This window comes from Legionella massiliensis, from assembly GCF_000756815.1.
Lineage (GTDB): Bacteria > Pseudomonadota > Gammaproteobacteria > Legionellales > Legionellaceae > Tatlockia > Tatlockia massiliensis.
Genome location: NZ_CCVW01000002.1, coordinates 860,736 through 886,012, shown reverse-complemented (window position 1 = coordinate 886,012; position 25,277 = coordinate 860,736). Strand labels below are relative to the sequence as shown.

Below are 25,277 nucleotides of genomic sequence, written 5' to 3'. Positions count from 1 at the left end.
TCTCAAAGAACTTTTCTCATTTTTCCCTTCTCCCCAGACTTGGAGAGAAGGTGCCCGAAGGGCGGATGGGGGGGGCTGATTTGCAGTTCTTTTCCGTTGTTAGTTAGTAGTTGAATGAACTGTTGAAACAAGACCCTAAGTTCATTAGGACCAGGGCTTGCTTCAGGATGTCCCTGAAAGGAAAAGGCTGGTGCACTGCGATGGCTAAGCCCTGCGATGGTGCCATCAAACAAGGAGACATGGGTGATTGCCAAGGTTTCGGGTAAGGTCCTTTCGTCAACAACAAAACCGTGATTTTGGCTGCTGATAAACACCGTTCCTGTTTGGCAGCATTGAATAGGATGATTGGCGCCATGATGGCCAAATTTCATCTTCTTTGTTTGAGCTCCTGCCGCAAGTGCCATAATCTGATGCCCCAGACAGATACCAAAGGTAGGGAGCTTTTGCTGCAAGGCCTGGCGGGCTAATTTAATCACCGAATCACAGCTTTCCGGATCGCCGGGACCATTAGAAAGTAGCAAGCCATCTGGGGCAAGACTCAATAGTTCCTCAAAAGTTGTTGATACCGGGACAACGGTAATTTTGACAGGAAAGGCCGCAAGGTTTTGCAGAATTCCTTCTTTAACACCACAGTCTATAACCACAATATGGCCAATAGGGACTTGAGGATCCTTGTAAATATAGGGTTCTCGAGTTGAAACCTGAGACGCTAAATTTGCGCCTTTCATTGATTGAAAATTCTGTGCCATTAGCAGCGCCTTCTCAGGACTTAGCTCATCATTGCTCACCAGACAGCCATTTTGGCTGCCATTTTCGCGCAAATGCAGGGTGAGGGCGCGAGTATCAATATCGCTTAGGGCAATCAGTTCCTGTCTTATTAAAAGGTTATGCAAGCTTTCTTCAGCTCGCCAATTACTGTAGGTGCTGGAAAAATCCCTGAAAATTGCGCCAGCAGCGTGTATTTGGGTCGATTCATTATCTGCCTCATTAACCCCAACATTGCCAATATGCGGCACAGTAAAATTGATAATCTGGCCAAGATAGGAGGGATCCGTCAAAATTTCCTGATAGCCGCTATGTGAAGTGTTGAATACCATTTCCCCCAGGGCATAGCCTGAGACGCCAACAGACTGACCCTGAAAGAGGCTTCCGTCAGCTAAGATTAGAAAAGCCATGGTTGACCTCCTTGATTAGCTCTGCGAGTGAACAATTTTTCTCGAGCGCTTGGCTGACCCAAAGGCCGACCTGATGGTGGGCATCTCTAAAGGGCATGCCTTTTAAAACCAGGGACTCCAGAACCGCAGTTGCATCCAAATAGCCGCCTTTGGCTTTTTGCTGCATCAGTTCAGTATTGAAATGCAGGCTTTGCAGGAAGGGCCCGATGATAGCAAGACAGGCAACAAGGGTATTTACCGTATCAAATAAACATTCCTTGTCCTCTTGCATATCTTTGTTATAGGCAAGGGGAAGGCCTTTCATGATCGTTAAAATCCCCATGAGATGGCCAAATACCCGCCCAGACTTGCCGCGAATTAGCTCGAGCACATCAGGGTTCTTCTTATTGGGCATCAGTGAAGAACCTGTAGCAAAGGCATCATCAAGACTAATGAAGGAAAACTCTTGGGTTGCCCATAAAATCAGATCTTCAGAGAGGCGAGACAGATGCACCATAATAATTGAGGCTGCGGCGCAGAACTCGATAATAAAATCTCTGTCACTCACGGCATCAAGGGTATTCTCAATAACCCCTTTGAAGCTTAAGCTTTGCGCAACCCAGGTCCTATCAAGCGGTAAGTTGGAACCGGCTAAGGCACCCGCACCAAGTGGTGAATAATTCATGCGTTCCTGCCAGTCTGCCAATCGGCTTAGATCCCGTTTAAACATGGCGAGATAGGCGGTGAAATACTGACCCAAATAGATTGGCTGCGCTTGTTGGAGATGGGTATAACCGGGCATCAGATTGTTAGCATGTTCAGTTGCTAAGTTTTGCAAAATGCTATGCAGATCCTGGAGATAATCCATAATTTTGTTGGCTGCATCTCGGGTATAAAGCCTTAGATCCAGGGCAACCTGATCATTTCGACTTCGGCCTGTGTGTAGCTTTTTGCCGGTCTCACCAATTTTTTTGATGAGTAAATGCTCGATAAACATATGAATATCTTCACAGGACTCATCAAGCGAATGTTGACCTTGTTCAATTTCAAGGCCAATTTCAGTTAGGGCGCTGTTTATCGCCTGGGCTTCCTCTTCAGTGATAAGTCCCTGCCGGGCTAGCATAGCTGCATGGGCTTTCGATCCTGCAATATCATGGGCATAGAGCAGGTGATCAAAGGACAGGGATGCATTAAATTTCACGACACTTGGGTCAAGCGGCTTTTTGAATCGTCCCCCCCAGGTTTTATTGCTCATGAGTTTCTCCCTTATGTACCATGCCATAGACCTTGGCTGAAAGTGAAAACAGGTTAATAAAACCCTCAGCATCCTGTTGGTTATAGACATTGTCTTCTTCAAAGGTTGCCAGCGCTGGATTATGCAGACTAAAGGGAGATTCCATGCCGCAGGGAATCATGTTGCCTTTAAACAGTTTCAGCTTGACGGTGCCGCTGATGTGTCTCTGCGTCACCTCGATGAGTGCATCCAAGGCTTCCTTCGTTTGCGAAAACCATCTGCCCTCATAGACTAGGTTGGCATAGTTAGGCGACAGTGATTGTTTGAGATGTAGGGTTGCTCTATCCAGGCAAAGACTTTCTAGCATCTGATGTGCCTTATAAAGTACTGCTGCGGCTGGCGCTTCATAAACCCCTCTGATTTTCATACCTACCAGGCGATTTTCTACGATGTCTGCGACCCCTATGCCGTGTGTGCCGGCTTTTTTATTCAAGGTTGTTAGTAACTCAATTGGGTTAAGAGCCTGACCATTAAGGGCAACAGGAACACCTTTGGCAAATTCGATGCTAATAAGCTCTGCTTCATCTGGAGTCTGTTCGAGGGTTTTAGTCATCAGCAGGAGATCGTCTGGTTTTTCCTGACTAGGATCTTCAAGCACACCGCCTTCATGAGAGATATACCAAATATTATGATCTCTAGAATAGGGGGATTTCGGCGTGACAGGGACTTCAATGCCATGAGCCTTAGCATAGTCAATCGCCTCTTGTCTTGACTTGATTTCCCAGGATCGCCAGGGGGCAATGATCTTAAGTTCTGGGGCAAGGGCTTTGACGGTATATTCAAATCGCACCTGATCATTGCCCTTACCGGTTGCGCCATGAGCGATGGCATCTGCCTTTTCCAGGAGCGCAATTTCAACGAGTTTTTGTGCAATCAGGGGTCTGGAAATGGTTCCTAGGATGTATTGATTCTCATAAAGAGCGCCAGCTTTGACTAATTGCCAAAGGTAGTGGCTGACAAATTCTTCTTGGACATTAACAAGATAAGCCTTTGAAGCGCCGCTTTTGATGGCCTTTGCTTTAATTGCCTCAAGATCTTCGCTTTGGCCAAGATCACAGATCACGGCAATAATTTCTGCCTGCTGATGATTTTCCTTCAACCAGGTAATCATCACGGAGGTATCAAGTCCACCTGAATAGGCTAGAGCAATTTTTTTAATTGAAGCTGTCATAATTCACTCCTGGTAGTATTTTTTTAAATCGTTTTTATCTAGTTTCCGCGATTTGCTCGCGGCCCTATATACCCTTGCACTCCTCAGCGCGAACGGTTTTGATGTATCGTCCTTAACTTAATGACTGCGGGATCCATCTATCTAGCACCGCTGTCAGAGACTAATTCCCCTCCTTTTAAGACAATCAGTCGATCCGCAACTTTACTCAAAAAATCCAAATCATGAGAGGCAATAATCATCGTGACTCCCATCACTTTGATGCCATTTAACAGGCTAATAACATCGTCAATCGTAGCTAGGTCCAGACCTGAGGTTGGTTCATCACAAAGTAATAGAGAGGGATTCATCATCAGGCTTCTTGCCAGGGCAACACGCTGCTTTTGCCCACCTGAGAGCTGATGAGGATAAGCCTGAGCTTTGTCGGCAATGCCTAGTGATTCTAGTAACTGCTTTGCTTTTTCTTCATGATTGGCTGTTTTATTGTGCAGCCTGGGTGCATAAATCAGGTTTTGCAGAACTGTCATATGTGGAAAAAGTTGGAAATCCTGAAACATAAAACCACTTTTTCCGCTGAAATGTATGGCTCCAGACTCAAGCGATTCTAAGCCTTGGATGCATCGCAATAAGGTTGATTTACCGCTACCAGAAGGCCCAGCAAGACCAACAATAGTATTGGCTTCTACAGACAGGTTGAGCTGTTTAAGTACCTGGACGGGACCGAAGGTTTTACAGGCTTGTTCAACAGTTAACATAGCTGCCCCCTTTTTTCGATTTTTTTGCCCAATTGCTCAATGAGCAAGACCAGGCCATAGTAATAGCAACCAGCAATACAGAGTGGCAAAAAGTAACTGAACTGTTCAGCCGCAATTGACTGGGCTTTTCGCATCAAATCCATACCGCCAATTGTCGAGATCAACGCTGTTTCTTTAAGTAGGGCGATCATTTCATTAATAAGCGCAGGTAGGATGTTTCTTATAACCTGCGGCAAAATGATGTCTTTCCATAAATAAAAGCTTGGAATTTGTAAGGTTTTTGCTGCTTCAAATTGCCCCTTAGGCAGGTTTTCAATGCCAGATCTTAGAATTTCAGCGATGTAGGCAGAGCTATTAAGTCCAAAGGTTAGAATGCCGGCAACTAAGATATTTGCCTTTAAACCTATAAGGGCTGGGGCTGCGAAGTAGATAAAGCTCAGTTGCAAAATAAGAGGGGTTCCTCGCATGATGGAAATAAATCGATTAATCACTGTCTTGGCGAAGCCCTTGTGCCTTAAAACGGCGAGTATCGTGCCAAGAATCAAGCCTATCAGCATACCGCCGGCCATGAGCTCTAGGGTTAAAACAGTTCCCTGGCCGATATAAGTTAGGTTTTGTTTTAGTTCTTCCATTCTGTATTCTCCAACCAGGTTTTCTTGAGCTTGTCGAGCTCACCATTTTGTTTGAGGGAGGCCAGAATTCGATTAATTTTTGCGGTCATCATGGAGTCTTTGGCTAAGGCAATGCCATAGCCATCTTCTGATTTAGCAATAATCGCATAAGCCAGGCTTGGATTTTTTTGTGAAAAAATAGCACCCTGGGCGCCATCCATCAGGACGACATCAACATGGCCAGCCTTGAGGGCTTCGATGGCCTGATTATTGTTATCCATGGCCACGATGTTTTCTTCCGCAGCATGTTTTTTCAGCCAAATCTCCATCGTTGAACCTAGCTGGGCTGCTAGTTTTTTCCCTGTAAGTTGAGAAGGATCTTTGACGGGTTCTCCTTTTTTAAAGACCGCCGCCATGCCTTCAAAATAATAGGGTGTGCTGAAGTCAAAATTTTTCTTTCTGGCCTCGGTAATGGTAATGGTTGATATTGCTGCATCAACCTGGCCAGAGGTGAGTGCGGGTAAAATACTGGCGAATTGCATATCATCAAACACGGCTTCTTTGCCTAGCTCTTTGGCAATCAATTTAGCTAGTTCAATATCAAACCCTTTGAGATTACCCTGTTGTTTATATTCAAAAGGTGGATATTCTCCTGAAGTGGCAAAATGCATTTTATTCGTGCCGTTTAATGACTTGTCATCGCTGCAAGCAACTTGAAAGAGCAATGAACCTATTATCAAGCAAGTTTTTAATTTGGTCATGATGATTTTGCATCCAATTTATATCCATTTTTTGACTATATTGCCTTTGCCTTGTTTTGTCAACCATAAATGGATATAATTTCTATATTGTGGTTTTGTATTCATTTCTGGGAGAGTGGTTCATGTCTTATAACAATGTGCTTGATGGCCATATCTTGAGTCTTGTGCAAACACAGGAAATTCCCGAACAAATAGATTTGCAAAATAAATTAAAAGAAAGAGGCTATGATATTCCGCAGGCGACCTTATCAAGGCGTTTGAAGAAGCTAAAAATTGCTAAGGTAGCAGGGCTTTATCGTGTGGTTGATTTCAATATGCCAAGCTTACCTTTGGTATTGAATATTCAGGTTTCGGATATGGGGCTAATCGTTTTGCATACTCATCCAGCTAATGCCAATAGCCTTGCTTCATTCATTGACAGAAAATACGTCGCTTTTTCATCCCAATCGCCAAATCATTCCGATATCCTAGGAACTATCGCTGGTGATGATACCGTGCTGTTGATTATTCGCTCGAAGGATAGCTTATCCAAGGTTTTAGAGCTGATTAGAACAGAGTTTCCTTATCTGAAAATTCCTGGTTAATACGGTACTTTGTACGGGGCAAAAAATGTGCAATCTCAGAGAAAACTCGAATGCCCGCGGCTTGACCCGTAGGTATCTACACAAGTGACTGTAATAGACGCACGTCATCCAGAGCGCAGCGAAGGATCTCCGAGATTAGCACGGTGCCACATTCAAGAGATCCTTCGCTGCGCTCTGGATGACGTAGGGTTGAGACAAGGAGGGACATTTGTGTAGATACCTAAGGCACTGCTATCAGATATCAAATCTTTGAATATTGATTTGATCATAAATAAATCTCCTTGTGTTATTATGTTCCCCTTTTTTTTAAAGGCAATACCATGAAACGACGAGAAGACGGCTCGCTCACTAGTCGCTCAAAAAGTCCAGATAGTAAAAAACCAAGAGTTGAGTCAGAGGTTCAAATTAGTACACTAAGGGAATTTGTGGCTTTATTGTCTAATAACTACGAAATTGTTGGCTCGCTTATAGCGCAAGCTCGTATAGAACCAGAGCTAATTGAGGCGTTTTTTTCTAGTTATGATTTGTCAATTTATTCAGAAGAACTACTAAAGAGACTGGCTAATGGATTAAATCAATCAGAACGCTATATTGCTGTCTTACATCTTTGTTTTGAAAAAGCCTGTGCTGCTGGATGTTATGACTTACTGGCCTACATGCTAGAGCATTGTGAGAGTTTAGATCTGGAGCATCCCGAACTTAGACCTTATAAAGAACTATTTTGGGCTTATGCTGCTGCTAGAGAAAAGAAACAAGAATTTCATTCATTAATTCTATGTTTTGATTTATTGCTACAAGATCCAAGAATTGAACCTGATAAATATGCCTTATATTTAGCCTGTCTATTCCGGGGAAAAACGGCAGCAAGTTTATTATTAAATCATCCAGATATTGATCCAAATTGCCTGTTCCTAGTTATGAACGAACGCACCTACTGGCGATATGACCCTTCAAACTTTATCTCCAATAATTTATCGGAATCCTTGATTGGTTGGATTATTGCTGGCGATGTCGATGAAAGTATTGGCGATTTATTACTCAAAATTGCAGGGAGATTAGAGACTGACCTAATCCATGATCTTTTATGCTGTAAAATTTTAGTGGCGATTCAAAGACATGATTCAGGTTCGTTGATTAAGGCATTGAAGGTATTAGCTGTATTAGATGGGAATTATTTTTGGCAAAGCGTTCTTTTAAATGCTCTCTTTTTTAAAATAGATGAAAGACAGATGGATGCAAAATCAGTTTTGTCTTATATGGTAAACGATGATTCATTTGATTGGGTTGCGGAATTTGAAGAAGTAGTTAAGTATGCTGATTTATTCGTGTTATTTCATGGATCAAATGAGAGGTTTGCCTGTGATTTGATTAGTGTCTTAATTACGGCGCCACGCTTTCATCGGTTTATACCGACTTTTGTCCATGATTGCTGCTTCGCACAAGAGGATCTTTCAACCTTTAAACTCGTTTGTAACAATCTAGGAAAATTATCGATTGACGTTTACCAGCTTATTGTCCTACCGCTACTTAATGAAGATAAGCTTAGTGACGTTCTAGAAAAAGATTTAGCACTCAAACAAGAAATAAGGAAGCTTTGGTTAGCTAAAGCCACCTTTCCCAAGGTAAAACTACTGCTCGAAGGTCATGCATCAAATTCCTCCGCCTTTTTTAGCGTGCCTAATGAGATAGTTGGCGAAATTAGGAACCATTATATTAGCGTTGAGCAAGATTCGTTCAATATTTAAATAAACACAATTAGCATGGGCCGCTATTTATTAAGCCACTATGTTTATTATTATGTCGTTCCCGCGTAGGCGGGAATCCATTTCTCAAGTAAAGGCCATCACTCTGTTTGCGAGATAGATTCCCGCTTGCGCAGGAATGACAAAAGAATCAACTAAAGAATCGGCAAACACTATTGTTATAGCAACAGCTCTTATTGAAAGGCGCTTAGCTGATATTTAGCATTCTGTTATCTGATATCAAATCTTTGAAGGTGTTGGCTGCCTTTAAATAAGTCTTTTTGTGCTATTATTTGCCTTTTTTAAAGGCAAAAGAATGAAACGACGACAAGACATTACTACCATTGGCGGCTTAAATAAAAGAGCAAGAATTGAATCAGAGGTACAAATTTCTACGATAGGGCAATTTATAGATTTATTATCTAATAATCATGAGGGTACTGGTGCATTGATAGCGCAATCCAGTATTCAGCCAGATCTAATAGAGGAATTTCTTTATACCTATGATTTGTCATTTTACCCTGTGGAAGTATTAAAGCAGCTGGTTGATGGATTAAATCAATCAGAACGCTATATTGCAGTCTTACATCTTTGTTTTGAAAAAGTCTGTGCTGCTGGATGTGAAGAACTGCTCGCTTACATGTTAGAGCATTGTGAGAATTTAGAGCCGGGGTATCCCGAGCTAAGACCCTATAAAGAACTATTTTTAGCTTATGCTGCATCAAGAGAAAGAAAACGAGAATTTAAGTCATTAAGCTTTTGTTTTGATTTATTGCTGCAAGATCCAAGGGTTGAACTTGATAACTACACCTTGTATTTAGCCTGTCTTTTTCAGCGGCAAACGGCTGCCAGTTTATTACTAAATCATCCAGAAATCGATCCAAATTGCCTGTTCCTAGTTATGGATGAATACGCTTACCAGGGGTACAACCCCTCAAACCTGGCCATTAATAATTTATCGGAATCCTTGATTGGCTGGATTATTGCTGCCGATGTTGATGGATCTATTGGTGATTTACTTCTCAAAATTGCAGGGCGATTAGAGGTTGATCTAATCGACGATATTTTATGCTGTAAAATTTTTGTGGCCATTCAAAGATGTGATTTAGATTCGCTGATTAAGGCATTGAAGCTATTAACCGTATTAGATGGGGGTTATATTGGGAGAAACGCCCTTTTAGATGACCTATTTTTTATATTAAATGAAAGACAAATGGATGCAAAACCAGTTTTGTCTTATATGGTAAACGATGATTCATTTGATTGGGCAGCGGAATTTGAAGGACCTGGTAAGCGTGCTGATTTATTTACGCTAATTGATCCAGAAAATGAGGAACTTGCCTGCGATTGGCTTAGCGTTTTAATAACAGCCCCGCGCTTTCATCGGTTTATACCGAAAGTTGTTAATTATTTCTGCTGGGCGCAAGAGGATCTTTCAACCTTTAAACTCGTTTGTGACAATCTCGGAAAATTATCGATTGACGTTTTCCAGCTTATTGTATTACCACTACTTAGTAAAGATGAGCTTGGTAGCGATTCAGAAAAAGATTTAGCACTCAAGCAAGAAATACAGAGGCTTTGGTTAGCGGCAATCAATTTTCCTAAGGCAAAATTGCTGTTAGAAGGTTCTGGTATAAACTTTTCCGCCTTTTTTCGCATGCCTCGCGAAAAGGTTGGAGAAACGATAAACCATGATAGTCGCGTTTTAAATAGGTACTGATACCAAGAGTTTTGCTATCAGATATCAAATCTTTGAATATTAATTTGTCTTAAAATCAATCTTTTTGTGCTATTATATTGCTGTTTTTCTTAGGGGTAATAGCATGAAAAGACGACAAGATGACTCGGTTGTTGATAGTAATAAAAGAGCAAGAATGGAGCCAGTGGTTCAAATTGCAACGCTAGGGCAATTCTTGGCTTTATTTTCTAATACTAACTACGAAACTCTAAGCGAATATCTAGCGCAGGCTAGTGTCGAGCCCGAGGTAATTGAGGAGTTCATTTCTAATTATTTTTGGTCAGCCTATTCAGTTGAACTACTAAAAAAGCTAGCTGATGGATTAAATCAATCTGAGTGCTATATTGCGGTCTTGCATCTTTATTTTGAAAAGGCTTGTGTTGCGGGATGTGATGGGTTAGTTGCCTACATGCTAGAGCATTGCAAGAATTTAGATCCTGGGCATCTCGAGCTAAGACCTTATAAAGAACTATTTTTAGCTTATGCCGCTGCTAAAGAAAGGAAACAAGAATTTAATTCTTTAGCCCTATGTTTTGATTTATTGCTGCAAGACCCACGAATAGAACCCGACAAATATACTTTGTATTTAGCCTGTCTTTTCCGGCGAAAAGAGGCAGTAATTTTATTATTAGACCATCCAAATATTGATCCAAATTGCCTCTCTATAATCATGAATGAAAGCGATGGTGATGAATACGAACCAGTAGTCTTTACTGCTAATGATTTATCGCAATCCTTGGTAGGTTGGATTGTTGCTGGTGATGTCGATGGCGGTATTAGCAACTATTTACTCAAAATGGCAGGGCGAGTGGAACCTGATCTAATTCGAGATATTCTATGCTGTAAAATTGTAGTAGCGGTTCAAGAATGCGATTCAGATTCTTTAATTCATGCTTTGAAGAGCTTTGTTTCATTAGATAGTAAATTTATTCAGGAAAATTGTTTCTTATATTTTCTTTTTTTAGAGATAGATGGCAGAGAGATGGATGCAACATCATTGATGTCTTATATGGTAAGCGATGATTCATTTAATTGGGCTGCCGCACTTGAAAAAATATGGGAGGATGATTTATTCGATTTATTTACGCGTTCAGATGAGAAGTTGGCTTGTGAGATGATTACAGTGTTACTAGCTGCACCAGGGTTTTATCGGTTTATGCTGAATGTAGCCAGATATTGCTGTATCGCACAAGCGGATTTGACAAGCTTTAAACTTGTTTGTGGCGATATTGAGAAACTATCGATCGAAGAAGTTCAACGGAATCTTGTATTACCATTATTAGAAGAGTTTTCTAACAACCCGAAAATCAGCCAGGAGCTAAGGGAGCTTTGGGCTGCTGCAGTCATCTTACCTAAAACAAAATTGCTGTTAGAAGATGCTGCTACAAATTATCCTGCCTTTTTTCAAGCGCGTAGAGAAGCAAGTGGGGAAGTTAGTAGTCATTGTGAGCAAATCTCATTCGACCTGTGAATGGACTATTTTAGGACAACAGATTTTATTTGAGAGCGCTTAGCTGATATCTAGCATTCTGCTTTCCTTAGAGGTAATAACATGAAACGACGACAAGATGGCTCGGTCACTGGCGGTTTAGTTAGTCAGGATGCAAAAAGACCAAGAGTCGAGTCAGTGGTTCAAATTACAATGCTAAGACAAGTTGAGGCTTTATTTTCTAATAATAACTACGAAACCCTAGGCTCAGTTATAGCGCAAGCCGGTATCAAACCAGAGCTAATTGAGACATTTCTTTATAGTTATGACTTGTCATTTTATTCAAAAGAGATACTTAAGACGCTAGCTGATGGATTAAATCAATCTGAACGCTATCTTATTGTCTTGCATCTTTGCTTTGAAAAAGCCTGTGCTGTTGGATGTTATGGCTTACTAGCCTACATGCTAGAGCATTGTGAGAATTTAGATCCGGGGCATTCCGAACTTAGACCTTATAAAGAATTATTCTGGGCTTATGTTGCTGCCAGAGAAAAGCAACAAGAATTTAATTCATTAATTTTATGCTTCGATTTATTGCTGCAAGATCCGCGGGTTGAACCTGATAAGTATGCCTTGTATTTAGCCTGTCTATTCCAGCGAAAAACAGCAGCCAGTTTATTATTAAATCATCCCGATATCGATCCAAATTGCCTGTTCCAAATTATGAATGAACGCTCTTATAGAGAATACGACCCATCAAACCTTTACTCTAATAATTTATCAGAGTCCCTGATTGGCTGGATTATTGCTGGCGATGTCGATGGAGGTATTGGCGATTTACTACTCAAAATTGCAGGGAGCTTAGAGGTTGACCTAATCGACGATATTTTATGCTCTAAGATTTTAGCGGCGATTCAACGATATGATTCAGAGTCGCTGATTAAAGCATTGAAGATATTTACTGCATTAGATGGCTATTATATTTGGAGAAAGGTCCTTTTAAATTCTCTCTTTTTTAAAATAGATGAATTGCAGATGGATGCAAAACCGGTTTTATCTTATATGGTAAACGATGATTCATTTGATTGGGCTGCGGAATTTGGGGAATTAGTTAGGCATGCTGATTTATTCGCGTTATTTAAGGGGGCAAATGAGAAATTTGCCTGCGAGTTGATTAGCGTTTTAATAGGGGCTCCAGGCTTTCATCGGTTTATACCGCTTTTTGTTTACAATTGCTGCTGTGCGCAAGAAGAGCTTTCAACCTTTAAACTTGTTTGTGACAATCTTGGAAAATTATCGATTGACGTTTTTCAGCTTATTGTATTGCCACTACTTAATAAAGATGAGCTTGGTAGCGATTCAGAAAAAGATTTAGCACTTAAACAAGAAATAAAGAGGCTTTGGTTAGCTTCAACTGCCTTTCCGAAGATAAAATTACTGTTTAAAGATTACTCAACAAATGCCTCGGCCTTTTTTCACTTACCTCACGACATAGTTGACGAAATTACGAACCATTACCTTTGTGTTGAGCAAGGTTCGTTCAATATTTGAAACATAGCTAACTTTTATAATTTGGCATTTAGCTGCTATGCAAAAATTGGAAGAACCTGAGTTTTTGTATAGCGTTGCTGCTGAGTATCAAGTCGGTCATGTTCTTAGGCAAGATGTAGTGAACGCAACGCAGCAAAAAACTGTTATGCAAGAAACCCAGAAAGAAAATGTTCAAATAGAAACTCAGATAGTTACTCCTCTAAAAGAGTCTCAGATAGAAAATTTTCTAAATGAAACTCGGCAAGGTCCATTGCCAAAAGATCAATTAATGAAAACAATAAGAAATCTCTTGGAACGATTTAGCCTTGAATAACTCCTTCTTGTTTTGCCTGGACCAAATAGCCATTTTAAGTTTTTTTCCAATGATCTCGGTGCCTATGTGCATCCTGAAATTATCCCTGTTCCAAGGATAGAATATAGCTAAAATTTTAAATCGGGGTCGGTTTTCAATAATAGACACAATGGTCATCGGTCGCCTGACAAATCTCGTCAGCGGCCTTTTCCAAGCGCTCTACCACTGATGGGCTGCTAGGCACTTCTGGGTCGGCTTTGTAATTGCGAATGTTTAATGTTTGTATATGTCTTTTAGGCCATTCGGGTGGTGCACGGAACATTGTGATACCGGTAGCATTGCGATAATACCAAGGCTTGTAATTTTTTAGATCGGGGTTTTCAGGGAAGGTTGACCAATTGTAATAGTCAGTTGTTCCTGTATTCCAACGAATTGAAAAGGTGGGCTTTTGTCCGGGAGAATGATAATAGTGAACTTCTTCGATAATGTATTTCATTGTAAGAGGATCTGTTAATTAGGAAAAACCTAATAGGCCACGCCCCTCTGCCCTTGCATTCCGTCATCCTGAGCGCAGCGAAGGATCTCCGGGATTAGCACCGCGTCTCATTCAGGAGATCCTTCACTGTGCTCCCAAAGACCTACGTCATGTCGAACGCAGAGAGACATCTCCTGATTGTAGCACTGTGCTAATCCCGGAGATCCCTCACTACGTTCGGGATGACGCGGTCTTTATCTAAGGGGCTGGGTCACTCAGGATGACGAGCTATGTTCGGGTGACAGAGGTGGCTTATTAGGAAAACAGAGGATTATAGGTGAGAAAAATTGCTTGTGCAATAAGTAAACAGAAATCAAACTAAGAGTGATAAAATTAAACATTTAAAATCTTGAATTCTTGAGGATAACTCAGGACTTACAACTATTTCTCCTTCTTCAAAAAGCCAGAAAAGATAGCTCTGCATTAATTCATGATCGCAAAAACTGGGTTTTCGTTGTTTATCTGCGAAATGCAGATAGAGCTGCTCTTGCTGATAGGATTCTGATTTTATTTCATTCTCTAGGATAAGTAGGTAAAAATCCCGGGGCCAAGAGTGTGCAGGAAAGGTTTTTAAGTACCGTCTTGCCCGTCTTAGGGATTCGGTAACCTCTTTCTGCCAAGTGGCAATGGATTGACAAGCTTTGATGAATTCAGCCTTTGATATTGGCTCAACTGCGTAAGCAAGCCAACAGCAAAACAATAGCAAGTTAACATTGATAGCTTCCTGTTCCTGAAATTCTAGGCAATAATTTTTAACCCTCTCATTCTTGTAAATTCGCAGGGAAAATTGCCAAAAAGGATTATCCATTCTTTAACTCAATAACGGTGACATGCAGAGGTTCCGTTTCGGGATTTTCATCCTGATGTAGCTCTTGCCCTTGGGCAACGTCCAAATAGAGTGGAACCTGTTTTTTTAAGTGAAGACTGACTTCTTTGCCGGATTTATAAATAACAGTTAAGCGCCCATCTTCATCGGGAATGACCACTCGTGCAAATTGATGGGTATGGAAGGAGAGTCTTTGCTGTGGGCAAATAGTTGTTTTCCATACTTTGGTGACTGCGTTTTCAATAAAAATTTCACGCTTAGTTTCACAGGTTTCTGCAAAGGAAATTTGACAGATCAGAAGCAAAAAAAAATAAATAAATTTATTCATAAAGGTATTTTCCTTCTTAAAAGGGCCAGCAGCAGCAAGCTGATGTGGATAGTTCATCGTCTGATTCCAGTTCATCATTTATTGGGTCGAGAGACAGTAAAGAATCTAATTCTAAATCTTCAAAAATCATAAGAACTGCTTGTAGGATACTATTTGCATGATCGCAGTGGATGTTATGGACATTGAAGACAGCACAATTGTTATTTAAGTGTTTAAGGCATTTAGCGTGGTCAGCAGTAACGGGTTTTATCGCCAGATAATCTCCCTGCCGTAGGTTTTGGGGCCAGGGGGCCTCCGCCAATGAGTCCAGATAAGACAGGGTTTTCTCTAAATGAGGTAAATTGAGGTAGGTTAGAAGACTTGAGGTTCGCTGGTGTAATAAGCTTTTTGGGTCATCCAATAAGCTAAGGATAAAGGCCACGAGCGCGCTTGAATCTTTAGGCGGGTTAAATTCTATAAGTTTATTGTGGATTATGAGAGCTCTTTGGTGCTCAGCGTCTAAAGTTTCTTTCCATTCTTTAAGGGTGTGAAAAAAATCTGTGGCACCAAAAAACGCACAATCTTCACCAGATTTTTCTTCAAGTTCTTTATCAATATACTGACTAAGCAAGCTGTGCAATTCTTTGAATGTATTAACCTTAACAAGAGCGGCTTTAAAATCTTTTACAAGCCGTTTTTGCTTAAACGCACGGGGTTTTGAACATTGTTTGAGGTAAATCTCTATTATTGAATTTCTCATGTTACTGCTTCCCTACAACAATCTAGAGCCCTTTTATTCTCGCAAACCAACGCCTTTTTTTAATAGAATCATATTGAGCGCGGTTAGGACGATCAACATTATACAAATAATGAACATAGAGGTTATCATATTAACTTCATGTTGGCCAATCATCGCGTAGCGTAAGGCATTCACCATATAAAGTATGGGATTTAAATGAGACACTTTTTGCCAAAATGCGGGTAGCATATTGGTGCTATAAAATACACCTCCTAGATAGGTTAGTGGTGCAAGGACGAAGGTTGGAACGATCATTACATCATCAAAGTTACGTGCGAGCATCGCATTGGTAAAACCGGCAAGAGAGAAAATAGCAGAAACTAAGAGAATAACGACGATAGTCATCATCAGATTGTGGATCTCTATTTTTAAAAAACAATAGGAAACTAGATAGACCAAAAGGGCAACAATTACGCCACGCAAGACTCCACCAAGGACATAGCCAAGTAGGAGCAAACTATCATGCATGGGACTTACTAGAATTTCCTCAATGTTCTTTTGAAAGCGAACGCTGAAAAGGGAGGTTGAGACATTGGAATAGGCATTGGTGATCACTGACATCATAATCAATCCAGGGGCTATGAAAAGAATATAATTTACCCCATCGATAGGCCCAATCCGTCCACCAATTAAACTACCAAAAATAAGAAAATATAGGGCGGTTGTGATGACAGGGGGTAAGAATACCTGGGTTACGATGCGAAACATCCTTACCAATTCGCGCCTAACAATGGTGTAAAGTGCTATAGCTTGTTGTTTAGTGGCCATGGTTAATCAGATCCAAAAAGAGTTCTTCCAAGCGATTAGTTTTGTTGCGCATGCCTTGAATGCAAAGCCCCTTCTGAGTTAGCACAGCGAAAACCTCATTAAGAGTCCATTTATTCTCTACACGTAGTTCAAAGGTATTGCTATCAATAAGCGTTGCAATAAAGGGATCAAGCTTGGGTAATTCTGTGATAGGGTTTTCGGTGTTAAATACAAAGGTTTGATGCATTAAGGTTTTTAACAGTTTCTGCATCGAGGTATTCACAACAAATCGTCCCTCGTCAATAATGGCAATATTTTTACAAAGCTGTTCGGCTTCTTCAAGGTAGTGGGTTGTCAGGATGATGGTTGTTCCTTGTCGATTAGTTTCAACAAGAAAATCCCACATAGAGCGGCGTATTTCTATATCGACACCCGCAGTCGGCTCATCAAGAATCAAGACCCTGGGTTGATGAATCAAGGCACGGGCAATCATCAGCCGCCGTTTCATTCCCCCTGATAAATGGCGCACAATTTCTTTGCGTTTTTCCCATAGGCCAAGCTGTTGCAATAACTTTTCTGTTCTGGGAATCGCTTCTTTGCGCAGAATACCGTAATAACCGGCCTGATTAATAAGAATTTGCTCGCAGGTTTCAAAAATATTCAGATTAACTTCTTGCGGAACCAAACCTAAGCAAGCTTTTGCTTGTTCAGGATTTTTCTCCAAGTCATAATCACAAATACGAATACTGCCAGAGGTTTTATTAAGTAAGGTGGCGATTAAGCCGATAGTTGTTGATTTCCCTGCGCCATTAGCACCCAGCAAGGCAAAAAAATCACCGGATTTAACTTTGAGGTCAATTCCTTTCAGTGCTTCGACACCATTGGCATAGACTTTTTTTAACTGCTCAATTTCGAGGGCATACATAGAGGTTATGTGATAGGCAAAAATTGAGTATACGCCAGGGCGTGTCCTCAATCTATTACTCGGCTGCAAATTGAGCTAATTTAGCTAAAACTTTAGCTTGAATTCGTTAAATAGAGCTGGCTATTCGCCTCATTCAAGTTAAAGTTTTAGCTAAATTAGCTCAATTTTCGCTTCGAGTAATAGATTGAGGACACGCCCTAACTAATCGACGAGGATCTAGTTTTCATCCAACCCGTAATGCTGTACCGAGTTTCCTGTGTTGTACAAACCTCATGCGGGAGTTCGCTACTAAAGCAGACAAAGCGATTGCCCTGTGGCAAGACAGAGGTAAGTGGCTTATCGTCACAATCATAGAGCATTAACTGACCGCCCAGCTTTTCCTGCCACTCTGCGTTCAGATAATAAACACAAGATATTCGCCTATCAGTGCTTCCCTTAAATTGATCAACGTGTTTTTTATAAAATGAGCCGGGCTGATAAATGGCAAAATGGGTTTCAAAGTCCTGTAATCCTAGAAAAAGACTTTGGTTGAGAATCTTGGCTATCTCATGCAGTCTTGTGAAATAGCGATTAACAGCACTATTTGTTGAATCCTCATCGAGCCAGCAAATTTTATCATTTCTGATATTCGAATGATGGGCTGCATTGATTTGATGCCCTACTTTAGCCTGCTTGAAATGCCCCTGATTATGCATAAACTCCGCTGTCTCACGCAGTGCCTGAAAAACTGAGGGTTCTAAGAAGTTATCAATAATATGAAATCCTTGAGAATAGATTTCATCAGCTAGGCACATGCTCAAATAAGCTCCAAATTTAGGAAAGAGGCAAGTGTAGATCATCTTTAGGGAAATCCCTAACTACTTTCTAAAAGTTTCTGAATTTGACGCCAATTCGGTAAAAACTGATCCATAAAAGCATAAAAACGCTTGTTATGACTAGCTTCTAAGATATGGACTAACTCATGTACAAGCACGTACTCCAAACAGATTAAAGGCTTTTTAATTAAACGTAGATTGAGCCAAATACGCTTTTCAACCGGATTACAGCTACCCCAACGTGTTTTCATCAGCTTGATACCCCAGTTGGCAACCTGTACCGCAATTATGGGCTCCCATTTAGCGATGAGTCCGGGTAAAAGAGCCTTCATTTGTCGTCTATACCAATGGTCGAGAAGTCGTTGTTTTTGCTCAGTTGAAACCTCGGGTTGAATGTAAAAATCCAGGTTCTCTGTGTCAATGTGGATAGCAGGGCGTGTTACCCCATGATGAATCCTGAGAGTATAAGCCTTGCCTAGGAAAAAATGCTGCTCGCCAGTCTCAAAGGTTAAGGGTGAAAGAGGGAGCTTAGCTCTGAATCGAGCCCGCTGAGCATGAATCCAGGCTCGTTTAGCCTCGATTTGTTTATGAATTAAGTCTAAGCGGAGCCTAAGCGGTGCAGTGACTCTGACTTGTCCATCTGGCGGATAGATGCGTAGATGGATGTTTTTAATTGGTTTTCTTAGAATTTCGATAGCAATTCCATCGAGTTCGAACTGATTTGTTGCCATATAAAGCCAGCAATAGTAGTTTTTGTTGGGAAATCATATAACAAAAGCAACCAACAAGCTAAGCAGAGCTCATTAAATATCTATAACCTTATTCGCTTAGATGGGGTTCAGATTTAAATTTTGCGATTGAAAAAAAAGGTGCGCGTAGCCATTCTACGTAAGCCTTTTTTGATTGGCAAAATCTAAAGATGATCGCCATATAAGATGAATAAATTTATAGATATTTAGTGAGCTCTGCTTAAACTTAAAAACGCTCATCAGGAACACAGGGGCTGTCAATATATTCACCATTAATCTTTAATACCATGTTCACAGATCGCTGATGATAACGCGACAGAATTTCATACTGAGCCTGTGTGATATAACCATAAGAGCTTCCACAATAGACTAATGAATGAGCGCCTGACGAGCTTTTAGGCTTGATAGGGATATCACAGCCCCAGCGAAAGGTTGTTAAATCACAGTAGGCGAAGGTAGTGAGTGGGAGAAAGAGTAAAACTGCAGCAATAGTGATCTTTTTCATTGTTAGCATCCATGTGTCTTTTAAGTATTATCGCTAGATGTTGGCAATTCTTTAGTCTTTGTTATATACAATGGCCTTTAGATTTATTTATTACAAGTTTAATTTTATAAATAGGACGCTTATTAATTCTTTAGTATTTATGCCTCGTTTGCTAAGATAACAGCCTTTCTACGAAGCCAAGGTTGATAAGCAATTGGGAAAGATAGTTACGCAATGTCCTTCATGCAATAGTTCGAATTTAAATGTCGTTAAAATCGAATGCGCGGATTGTAAAACAAGATTCGAGGGGCAATTTGACATACCGACCTTATTAAAACTCCCTGAAGATGATCTCCAATTTATCCTTGATTTTGTTAAATGTTCAGGGAGTCTTAAGGATATGGCGACTATTTTAAAAATGTCTTACCCCACATTAAGAAACCGTCTCAATGCTTTAATAGAAACCTTGGGAAATCTGGAAATAAACCAAGAGGGATCTAAAGAGGAAATTTTGCAATTGCTTGAAGAAGGTAAAATTTCTGCCAAAGAAGCCGCGAATATGTTGAAACGCTTGTGAGATCTGTCATGAATAAAGAAGAAACCAAACTCTTAATGATGCGCAAGGATAATAAGATTTCTGAGTCGGATTACCAGATGCTTTTAGCAGCATTAAATAAGAAAAGTCTATGTACTCAGATTGAAAACTCCATATTTATCAATCCATTTCAAAAAATTGCCGGCTTCAAAGCCTTGACCCTTGGCCTGATTCTCCTGATTCTGATGTCTGCCTTGGGGGTCTATGCCGATGTTTATTTTGATGGGACCTTAGGTTATATGATGGCCTATAACATTAAGGCGGTAAAACCGAACCTGGTTTTGTTGATCTATCAGAATCTTGTCTCTTGTTTGACCGTTTCTTGTCTTTTTATTCTGGCTGCAGTCCTATGCAAGCAAAAAAGGATAAGAATTATTGATTTTTTTGGTACAGTAGCTTTCTCGCGTTATCCCATATTTATCTCATTGATATTTTTCACGATTTTCAAATATCTTGACCCTCAGACCTTCCAATATGATAGGACGAAGGAAATTGAATTTCATTTATCATTCCTAAACTCCTTTGAGAACTTTGTGATCTTTGGCGCAATATTCTGGCAATTAATGACCTATTTTTTTGCCTTTAAAGAATCTTCCGGTATGGAAGGTAAGAATTTATGGGGTAGTTTTTTCACAACTATTATCCTCGGCGAAGTCTTTGCTGTTATTTTCACAAGATGGTTTTTCTACGTCTAATCTCTTAACACACCAATACCCCCTATGCCTTGGCTTACCAAGGCATTCAGGTCATTTCTTCATCTCTAACAATTGCATCCAGGCTACCGTCTGATTTGTCTTTTATTATCCTTGTATTATCTTAAATTAAATAAATAAAAATAAAGTATTATTAATATATATTTAAATATAATTAAATAATTTTATTTTAAAATTAAATTTTGTATGTTAATTTCAACAAAATTAATTTTGGATTTAACATTATGTCAAAAAAATTAAATATAATTGATTTTCATGAAGAAGAGCAGGAACAAACTCCAGAAGTTCCAAAATCAAGCTGGCGTAATACTCTGGATTTAATGACTGGTTACTTTATAAAGTCTGACCAAAAATTTTTCGCCTGGTTACAGCTAATCGGTATTATTCTTTGTGTAGTCGGAATTGTTGGCTTAATGCTGGCTTTAACTTGGTGGTCTGCCGGATTTTGGGCTGTACTTGGCGCCAAAGTGCTTGCTCCCTTTTTGATGAGTATGGTGGAGTTCACCATTTTGGTTGGTGCTTTAGTTGGCCTGCACGTATTAAAAAATTATCTTATCGGAAATCTTTCTGTCAGCTGGCGAGAGTGGTTAACTAAAAACATTATTAATCAACTATTTGATAGTGAGAACAATTATCTCGAGCTAAAAAGAACCTACCCGGAAATCGATAATATCGGCGAACGTATTCAGGATGGTGCCAAATCTTTTGTTGAATTAACGCTTCGTTTGGTTACTGATTTTATAAGATCAGCATTGAGCCTCGGTTTGTTTGCCGGCACTTTATGGGTTGTTGGCGGCTCCCTGGCTATTGGAATGAATATTGTTATTCCTGGATATCTTGTGTGGGTTGCTCTACTGATCGCCATAGTTGCGACAATTACTACGCATTTCCTCGGTAGATCCCTCGCAGAAACCAATCAACAAGAAGAAAGTACAGAGGCTGATTTGCGACAGGACCTAACTGTCTTGAGCAAGGATTCCGAGAAGATTAGTGTTGAGCATGCTGGAGAGCATTACAGAGAATCATTAATCTCAAAGACGGAAGATCTCGCTACTATCTCGAAACAAAAATTAAAAACACAGACTAAGGTTGTCGCATTTCAAAACTTTTATGGGCAGTTCTCTTCAATATTACCTACTCTGTTAGCTGCGCCCCTTTATTTTACCGGCTTAATTGAGCTGGCGCAGATTATGGAAATTGGTATGGCTTTTTCCCAGGTGAGTTCTTCTTTAAGTTGGTTCGTTGAGGCTTACGAAGATCTCAGCAGATATAGAACAGCGATTGCAAGGCTCACCCAACTTCAGTATGGACTTGAAAATGCCAAGATCGCCCCTGAGCACAAGGCGATTGTCAGAACAGAGAAAAATAAAGACGCCATAAAAATAAAAGGACTCACGATTACACACCCTAATAAGTCAAGCGTGGATTTGATTTTTCGTAATCTCAATCTAAAAATTAATGCCGGTGACAAAGTTGTAATAAAAGGAGCATCTGGAATAGGGAAAAGCACCATTTTCAAAGCGATTGCTGGCGTTTGGAAATACGGTGAGGGAAAAATCACTGTACCTGCGGGGAAAACCATAGACGTCCTGGCTCAGGAACCAACCCTACGCAAAGGAAGTTTGCGAGCCCTGTTAGCTTATCCTAAGCCTGCAAGGACTTATACTCTGAAAAAATATACTGAGGTTTTGCGAAAAGTTGGTGGTATGGAGCAATTTATTCCAAACTTGCGCGATTCTAAAGCTCGAGACTGGTCAGAACTTTCTGGTGGCCAGCAACAAAAAATCGCTTTGGCCAGAGTATTATTGAATAAGCCTGATTGGGTTCTTCTTGATGAGGCAACTTCAAAGCTTGATGAAGAGAGCGAGGAACGTGTCTATCGAGCGCTTAATGAGCTTAAAGGTACAACAGTTGTGAGCATTGCTCATCGCTCTACAGTTGAGAAATATCACTCAAAAATTGCCTTTTTTAGTGTGGATAAGGAGAAGACAGTGACGGTAAATGTGAAGGAGCAGCTAATTGATCAAGAGGCTAGGCTTCAATCCTGTTGAGCACGTTAGTCCCTGGGGGCAGTGAATTTTAAATGAAATCTTGATTACGCTGCGCTCTGAGTGATCAAGGTTTTCCTTAGATAAGGATAATCATCAATTAAGCTTTGTGGGTTGGGTGCCAAACAGAAGCGGTGCTAGGACATATTGAGACCTTAGCTCTCATGCTCCAGCAAGCTAGTTTTATAACATAAAGCATCGACGCGTCCCATATAGCCTCCTTGATCATGCTTTCCTACAACACGGTGACAAGGAATAAAAAGCGCTAAGGGATTTGACTTGCAGGCTTGTCCGACAGCTCGGGGGCTGGATTGTAGCGATTGGGCAAGCTCACCATAGCTAACCGTTCGGCCAACGGGGATAACGAGTAAGGCGTTCCAGACGCGTTGCTGGTAGACAGTGCCATGTGGTTTTAAGGGTAATTGAAAACGGTGATGAGGATTAGAGAAATATTTATCCAATTCCCGGGCAATAGTTGCCGTTAATCCATTTGTCTCTTTGTGATGGGTTGGTATCTGAGTAAAGATAGCGCGATAGATATAATGCTCATCGTACTGAACTTCAAGCCAGCCTGCTGGCGTTTTGAATGCAGTAACGATGAGCATTAGATGATTTAACTTTCTTTTTTGCCAGTTAATTTCTCTTTGATACGTGCTGCACGGCCAGCCAGATCACGGAGGTAATACAACTTAGCACGGCGAACATCTCCACGACGCTTAACAACTATGCTGTCAACAACAGGGCTGTAAGTTTGGAAAACACGCTCAACACCAACGCCATGAGAAATTTTGCGAACAGTGAAAGCAGAATTTAAACCACGATTACGTTTAGCAATAACAACGCCTTCAAAGGCCTGTAAACGTTCACGGGTACCCTCTTTTACTTTTACCTGAACTAAAACTGTGTCACCTGAACTAAATTCAGGGATTTCTTTACCTTGCATTTGTTCAGCGTTTAACTGATCAATGATTTTGCTCATGGGTCACTCCTCAAATCGGTATCCCTTGCTCAGGAATCACCGTGTTCGCATTTAAACTCGACAAGCAAGCGCTTGTCAGTTTCACTTAACTCTATTTTATCTAACAAGTCTGGACGCTTAAGCCAGGTTTTACCCAACATCTGCTTTCTACGCCAGCACTCAATATCTCGATGATTGCCGCCTAATAACACGGCCGGTACTTCCATACCTTGTATACTTGCTGGTCTTGTATAATGTGGACAGTCTAGCAAGCCATTCATAAACGAATCCTGTTCAGCTGACCCTAAATGGCCAAGGCTTCCAGGAAGCAGGCGTATAATCGCATCGATAAACACCATGGCTGCTAACTCACCACCACTTAAAACAAAATCACCAAGTGACCATTCTTCATCGACATGCTGATTGATTATCCGCTCGTCAATGCCTTCATACCGCCCAGCTATAAAAAGCAAAGGCTGTCTGCTATTGGCTACCTGATTTAAATCAGCTTGCCGGATAGCTTTTCCTTGAGGGCTGAGATAAATCGTTTTACAGGAATCTGGCATCTGGCTTTTTGCATGCTCTATTGCTGCGTGCAATGGCTCATACATCATAACCATGCCCGGTCCGCCGCCGTAGGGCTTGTCGTCAATTTGACGATAAGGCCTTGACGCCCAGTCCCGAGGATTCCAAAAATCTACCTTGGCTAGATTTTGCTCGATTGCCCGCCCAACTACGCCATAATCCAGGCTTGTGAACATTTCAGGCATCAAACTTATCACGCCAAACTGCATCATTTTTTAAAAATCCATATCCCAATCAACCTTAATCAGTTTCTGATCTCTGTCGACATCAATAACAAACTTACCAGGTAAATAAGGAATCAAATATCGCTTATCGCCTTCAATGACCAAGACATCATTGGCCCCTGTAGGCATAATTTCAACTACTTTACCAAAGAGTTGGCCTTGTTGATTGACAACTTGCATATCAACAAGCTCGTGCCAGTAAAATTCTCCCGGCATTAACGAAGGAAGCTGAGACCGGCTGATGGCTATTTCAACGTTAGTTAGATTGGCTACCTGCTCACGCTCACGGTAACCCTCAATTTGTGCAAGAATCGATTTGTCATTGATTTCTAAATGCAATATTTTCAAGGGCTGCCATTGCTTTGCAATATAAGCATGCCAATCAGTGTAACGCAGGATATTTTCCCGTGGATCTGTGAAGGAATGAACCGTAACAAACCCTTTAATGCCATGGGCCCGGCCAAAACGGCCAACCACGACCCAGTCTGAACTCTTATCCACGTTATTCAGCAGCAGTGTTCTTCTTGAATTCTTTAACCAATGCGCGTACACGATCGGATAATTGCGCACCAACACTTTGCCAGTGGGTTAATTTATCCATTTCCAGGTGCAGGCGAACTTCTTGACCACGTGCAATTGGATTGAAATAACCGATGCGTTCAACATAGCCACCATCGCGACGCTTGCGGCTATCGGTAACAACCATATTGTAAAAAGGACGCTTCTTTGCGCCAGCTCGTGATAAACGTATAACGACCATTATTTTCCTCTACTTAAGAGTGGTTACGTAAAAATGCCGTGTATTGTACGAAAATTAACTCGACATTGGAAGGGATTATTGTGATTATCCCGGAAAAAATCTATGTATCTGACAAAATGGATTAAATT

The 25,277-nt window shown here is 40.8% G+C and carries 29 protein-coding genes; 9 read left to right on the top strand and 20 right to left on the bottom strand.

The window, feature by feature from the left end:
- Positions 1-2 precede the first annotated feature (2 nt).
- The 6 genes from carA to BN1094_RS10990 all read right to left on the bottom strand — a co-directional run bounded on the left by carA (position 3) and on the right by BN1094_RS10990 (position 5,743).
- The gene (gene carA, locus BN1094_RS11015) at positions 3-1,175 is read right to left on the bottom strand and encodes a glutamine-hydrolyzing carbamoyl-phosphate synthase small subunit (RefSeq protein ID WP_081935120.1); all 1,173 of its coding nucleotides are present in this window, start codon (positions 1,173-1,175) and stop codon (positions 3-5) included.
- Entirely contained in the window at positions 1,153-2,409 is a 1,257-nt protein-coding gene (gene argH / locus BN1094_RS11010) for an argininosuccinate lyase (RefSeq protein ID WP_043874431.1), read from the bottom strand. Before argH ends, carA begins: the two co-directional genes overlap by 23 nt.
- The gene (locus BN1094_RS11005) at positions 2,399-3,619 is read right to left on the bottom strand and encodes an argininosuccinate synthase (protein ID WP_043874430.1); all 1,221 of its coding nucleotides are present in this window, start codon (positions 3,617-3,619) and stop codon (positions 2,399-2,401) included. Before BN1094_RS11005 ends, argH begins: the two co-directional genes overlap by 11 nt.
- A gap of 137 nt (positions 3,620-3,756) precedes the next feature.
- On the bottom strand, positions 3,757-4,371 hold the full coding sequence (locus BN1094_RS11000) for an amino acid ABC transporter ATP-binding protein (protein WP_043874429.1): 615 nt from the start codon (positions 4,369-4,371) through the stop codon (positions 3,757-3,759).
- Complete coding sequence (locus BN1094_RS10995) at positions 4,365-5,003, bottom strand: amino acid ABC transporter permease (RefSeq protein WP_043874428.1); 639 nt, start codon at positions 5,001-5,003, stop codon at positions 4,365-4,367. Before BN1094_RS10995 ends, BN1094_RS11000 begins: the two co-directional genes overlap by 7 nt.
- Entirely contained in the window at positions 4,991-5,743 is a 753-nt protein-coding gene (locus BN1094_RS10990) for a substrate-binding periplasmic protein (protein WP_043874427.1), read from the bottom strand. The genes BN1094_RS10995 and BN1094_RS10990 overlap by 13 nt, the downstream gene beginning before the upstream one ends.
- Positions 5,744-5,865: 122 nt before the next feature.
- Between BN1094_RS10990 and BN1094_RS10985 the strand changes: the two genes are divergently transcribed.
- The 6 genes from BN1094_RS10985 (at position 5,866) to BN1094_RS10960 (ending at position 13,100) form a co-directional block, all read left to right on the top strand.
- A complete protein-coding gene (locus BN1094_RS10985; RefSeq protein ID WP_043874426.1) occupies positions 5,866-6,327 on the top strand; it encodes an arginine repressor in 462 nt (153 codons plus the stop codon).
- Between the two features lie 320 nt (positions 6,328-6,647).
- Positions 6,648-8,072, top strand: a complete 1,425-nt coding sequence (locus tag BN1094_RS10980) for a hypothetical protein (protein ID WP_043874425.1) — start codon at positions 6,648-6,650, stop codon at positions 8,070-8,072.
- Between the two features lie 313 nt (positions 8,073-8,385).
- Positions 8,386-9,789: a hypothetical protein gene (locus BN1094_RS10975; RefSeq protein ID WP_141650466.1), complete on the top strand. Its 1,404-nt coding sequence runs from the start codon at positions 8,386-8,388 to the stop codon at positions 9,787-9,789.
- 103 nt (positions 9,790-9,892) lie between these two features.
- Complete coding sequence (locus BN1094_RS10970; RefSeq protein WP_043874423.1) at positions 9,893-11,278, top strand: hypothetical protein; 1,386 nt, start codon at positions 9,893-9,895, stop codon at positions 11,276-11,278.
- Positions 11,279-11,359: 81 nt separating this feature from the next.
- Complete coding sequence (locus tag BN1094_RS10965) at positions 11,360-12,787, top strand: hypothetical protein (protein WP_043874422.1); 1,428 nt, start codon at positions 11,360-11,362, stop codon at positions 12,785-12,787.
- A 37-nt stretch (positions 12,788-12,824) separates the two neighbouring features.
- The gene (locus BN1094_RS10960) at positions 12,825-13,100 is read left to right on the top strand and encodes a hypothetical protein (protein WP_043874421.1); all 276 of its coding nucleotides are present in this window, start codon (positions 12,825-12,827) and stop codon (positions 13,098-13,100) included.
- 133 nt (positions 13,101-13,233) lie between these two features.
- Here BN1094_RS10960 and BN1094_RS10955 read toward each other — a convergent pair whose 3' ends face one another.
- From BN1094_RS10955 to BN1094_RS10915, 9 genes are all read right to left on the bottom strand, one after another.
- Positions 13,234-13,575: a hypothetical protein gene (locus tag BN1094_RS10955; protein ID WP_043874420.1), complete on the bottom strand. Its 342-nt coding sequence runs from the start codon at positions 13,573-13,575 to the stop codon at positions 13,234-13,236.
- Positions 13,576-13,927: 352 nt separating this feature from the next.
- Positions 13,928-14,422 (bottom strand): TIGR02444 family protein, encoded by a 495-nt coding sequence (locus tag BN1094_RS18875; RefSeq protein ID WP_052403252.1) that lies wholly within the window; start codon positions 14,420-14,422, stop codon positions 13,928-13,930.
- Positions 14,415-14,768 carry a cupin domain-containing protein gene (locus BN1094_RS10945; protein WP_141650465.1) on the bottom strand — a complete coding sequence of 118 codons (354 nt, stop codon included), beginning with the start codon at positions 14,766-14,768 and terminating at the stop codon, positions 14,415-14,417. The genes BN1094_RS18875 and BN1094_RS10945 overlap by 8 nt, the downstream gene beginning before the upstream one ends.
- A 16-nt stretch (positions 14,769-14,784) precedes the next feature.
- The gene (locus tag BN1094_RS10940) at positions 14,785-15,507 is read right to left on the bottom strand and encodes a hypothetical protein (protein WP_043874418.1); all 723 of its coding nucleotides are present in this window, start codon (positions 15,505-15,507) and stop codon (positions 14,785-14,787) included.
- Positions 15,508-15,540: 33 nt separating this feature from the next.
- On the bottom strand, positions 15,541-16,314 hold the full coding sequence (locus BN1094_RS10935; RefSeq protein WP_043874417.1) for an ABC transporter permease: 774 nt from the start codon (positions 16,312-16,314) through the stop codon (positions 15,541-15,543).
- Positions 16,304-17,218, bottom strand: coding sequence for an ABC transporter ATP-binding protein (locus BN1094_RS10930; protein WP_043874416.1), 915 nt, complete (start codon positions 17,216-17,218; stop codon positions 16,304-16,306). The genes BN1094_RS10935 and BN1094_RS10930 overlap by 11 nt, the downstream gene beginning before the upstream one ends.
- Positions 17,219-17,415: 197 nt before the next feature.
- A complete protein-coding gene (locus BN1094_RS10925) occupies positions 17,416-18,012 on the bottom strand; it encodes a 2OG-Fe(II) oxygenase (RefSeq protein ID WP_043874415.1) in 597 nt (198 codons plus the stop codon).
- Positions 18,013-18,071: 59 nt separating this feature from the next.
- Complete coding sequence (locus tag BN1094_RS10920) at positions 18,072-18,764, bottom strand: M48 family metallopeptidase (protein ID WP_043874414.1); 693 nt, start codon at positions 18,762-18,764, stop codon at positions 18,072-18,074.
- 244 nt (positions 18,765-19,008) lie between these two features.
- Entirely contained in the window at positions 19,009-19,287 is a 279-nt protein-coding gene (locus BN1094_RS10915; protein ID WP_043874413.1) for a hypothetical protein, read from the bottom strand.
- A gap of 193 nt (positions 19,288-19,480) precedes the next feature.
- Here BN1094_RS10915 and BN1094_RS19330 point away from each other — a divergent pair, with 193 nt between their 5' ends.
- From BN1094_RS19330 to BN1094_RS10900, 3 genes are all read left to right on the top strand, one after another.
- Positions 19,481-19,843, top strand: coding sequence for a DUF2089 domain-containing protein (locus tag BN1094_RS19330; protein WP_043874412.1), 363 nt, complete (start codon positions 19,481-19,483; stop codon positions 19,841-19,843).
- A gap of 8 nt (positions 19,844-19,851) precedes the next feature.
- Positions 19,852-20,556, top strand: a complete 705-nt coding sequence (locus tag BN1094_RS10905) for a hypothetical protein (protein ID WP_043874411.1) — start codon at positions 19,852-19,854, stop codon at positions 20,554-20,556.
- A 242-nt stretch (positions 20,557-20,798) separates the two neighbouring features.
- Positions 20,799-22,625 (top strand): ABC transporter ATP-binding protein/permease, encoded by a 1,827-nt coding sequence (locus tag BN1094_RS10900; protein ID WP_052403251.1) that lies wholly within the window; start codon positions 20,799-20,801, stop codon positions 22,623-22,625.
- 152 nt (positions 22,626-22,777) lie between these two features.
- Here BN1094_RS10900 and BN1094_RS10895 read toward each other — a convergent pair whose 3' ends face one another.
- The 5 genes from BN1094_RS10895 to rpsP are packed head-to-tail and all read right to left on the bottom strand — an operon-like array spanning position 22,778 to position 25,149.
- Positions 22,778-23,227, bottom strand: a complete 450-nt coding sequence (locus tag BN1094_RS10895; protein WP_043874410.1) for a methylated-DNA--[protein]-cysteine S-methyltransferase — start codon at positions 23,225-23,227, stop codon at positions 22,778-22,780.
- Between the two features lie 8 nt (positions 23,228-23,235).
- Entirely contained in the window at positions 23,236-23,601 is a 366-nt protein-coding gene (gene rplS / locus BN1094_RS10890) for a 50S ribosomal protein L19 (protein WP_043874409.1), read from the bottom strand.
- Between the two features lie 29 nt (positions 23,602-23,630).
- Positions 23,631-24,377 carry a tRNA (guanosine(37)-N1)-methyltransferase TrmD gene (trmD, locus tag BN1094_RS10885; protein ID WP_081935119.1) on the bottom strand — a complete coding sequence of 249 codons (747 nt, stop codon included), beginning with the start codon at positions 24,375-24,377 and terminating at the stop codon, positions 23,631-23,633.
- 3 nt (positions 24,378-24,380) lie between these two features.
- A complete protein-coding gene (gene rimM, locus BN1094_RS10880) occupies positions 24,381-24,890 on the bottom strand; it encodes a ribosome maturation factor RimM (RefSeq protein WP_043874408.1) in 510 nt (169 codons plus the stop codon).
- 1 nt (position 24,891) lies between these two features.
- On the bottom strand, positions 24,892-25,149 hold the full coding sequence (rpsP, locus tag BN1094_RS10875) for a 30S ribosomal protein S16 (RefSeq protein ID WP_043874407.1): 258 nt from the start codon (positions 25,147-25,149) through the stop codon (positions 24,892-24,894).
- Positions 25,150-25,277 lie beyond the last annotated feature (128 nt).

Excerpts from the sequence above, each read along its gene's own strand:
- carA (WP_081935120.1), bottom strand. The coding sequence starts at position 1,175 with ATGGCTTTTCTAATCTTAGCTGACGGAAGCCTCTTTCAGGGTCAGTCT.
- argH (WP_043874431.1), bottom strand. The coding sequence starts at position 2,409 with ATGAGCAATAAAACCTGGGGGGGACGATTCAAAAAGCCGCTTGACCCA.
- BN1094_RS11005 (WP_043874430.1), bottom strand. The coding sequence starts at position 3,619 with ATGACAGCTTCAATTAAAAAAATTGCTCTAGCCTATTCAGGTGGACTT.
- BN1094_RS11000 (WP_043874429.1), bottom strand. The coding sequence starts at position 4,371 with ATGTTAACTGTTGAACAAGCCTGTAAAACCTTCGGTCCCGTCCAGGTA.
- BN1094_RS10995 (WP_043874428.1), bottom strand. The coding sequence starts at position 5,003 with ATGGAAGAACTAAAACAAAACCTAACTTATATCGGCCAGGGAACTGTT.
- BN1094_RS10990 (WP_043874427.1), bottom strand. The coding sequence starts at position 5,743 with ATGACCAAATTAAAAACTTGCTTGATAATAGGTTCATTGCTCTTTCAA.
- BN1094_RS10985 (WP_043874426.1), top strand. The coding sequence starts at position 5,866 with ATGTCTTATAACAATGTGCTTGATGGCCATATCTTGAGTCTTGTGCAA.
- BN1094_RS10980 (WP_043874425.1), top strand. The coding sequence starts at position 6,648 with ATGAAACGACGAGAAGACGGCTCGCTCACTAGTCGCTCAAAAAGTCCA.
- BN1094_RS10975 (WP_141650466.1), top strand. The coding sequence starts at position 8,386 with ATGAAACGACGACAAGACATTACTACCATTGGCGGCTTAAATAAAAGA.
- BN1094_RS10970 (WP_043874423.1), top strand. The coding sequence starts at position 9,893 with ATGAAAAGACGACAAGATGACTCGGTTGTTGATAGTAATAAAAGAGCA.
- BN1094_RS10965 (WP_043874422.1), top strand. The coding sequence starts at position 11,360 with ATGAAACGACGACAAGATGGCTCGGTCACTGGCGGTTTAGTTAGTCAG.
- BN1094_RS10960 (WP_043874421.1), top strand. The coding sequence starts at position 12,825 with ATGCAAAAATTGGAAGAACCTGAGTTTTTGTATAGCGTTGCTGCTGAG.
- BN1094_RS10955 (WP_043874420.1), bottom strand. The coding sequence starts at position 13,575 with ATGAAATACATTATCGAAGAAGTTCACTATTATCATTCTCCCGGACAA.
- BN1094_RS18875 (WP_052403252.1), bottom strand. The coding sequence starts at position 14,422 with ATGGATAATCCTTTTTGGCAATTTTCCCTGCGAATTTACAAGAATGAG.
- BN1094_RS10945 (WP_141650465.1), bottom strand. The coding sequence starts at position 14,768 with ATGAATAAATTTATTTATTTTTTTTTGCTTCTGATCTGTCAAATTTCC.
- BN1094_RS10940 (WP_043874418.1), bottom strand. The coding sequence starts at position 15,507 with ATGAGAAATTCAATAATAGAGATTTACCTCAAACAATGTTCAAAACCC.
- BN1094_RS10935 (WP_043874417.1), bottom strand. The coding sequence starts at position 16,314 with ATGGCCACTAAACAACAAGCTATAGCACTTTACACCATTGTTAGGCGC.
- BN1094_RS10930 (WP_043874416.1), bottom strand. The coding sequence starts at position 17,218 with ATGTATGCCCTCGAAATTGAGCAGTTAAAAAAAGTCTATGCCAATGGT.
- BN1094_RS10925 (WP_043874415.1), bottom strand. The coding sequence starts at position 18,012 with ATGTGCCTAGCTGATGAAATCTATTCTCAAGGATTTCATATTATTGAT.
- BN1094_RS10920 (WP_043874414.1), bottom strand. The coding sequence starts at position 18,764 with ATGGCAACAAATCAGTTCGAACTCGATGGAATTGCTATCGAAATTCTA.
- BN1094_RS10915 (WP_043874413.1), bottom strand. The coding sequence starts at position 19,287 with ATGAAAAAGATCACTATTGCTGCAGTTTTACTCTTTCTCCCACTCACT.
- BN1094_RS10905 (WP_043874411.1), top strand. The coding sequence starts at position 19,852 with ATGAATAAAGAAGAAACCAAACTCTTAATGATGCGCAAGGATAATAAG.
- BN1094_RS10900 (WP_052403251.1), top strand. The coding sequence starts at position 20,799 with ATGTCAAAAAAATTAAATATAATTGATTTTCATGAAGAAGAGCAGGAA.
- BN1094_RS10895 (WP_043874410.1), bottom strand. The coding sequence starts at position 23,227 with ATGCTCATCGTTACTGCATTCAAAACGCCAGCAGGCTGGCTTGAAGTT.
- rplS (WP_043874409.1), bottom strand. The coding sequence starts at position 23,601 with ATGAGCAAAATCATTGATCAGTTAAACGCTGAACAAATGCAAGGTAAA.
- trmD (WP_081935119.1), bottom strand. The coding sequence starts at position 24,377 with ATGATGCAGTTTGGCGTGATAAGTTTGATGCCTGAAATGTTCACAAGC.
- rpsP (WP_043874407.1), bottom strand. The coding sequence starts at position 25,149 with ATGGTCGTTATACGTTTATCACGAGCTGGCGCAAAGAAGCGTCCTTTT.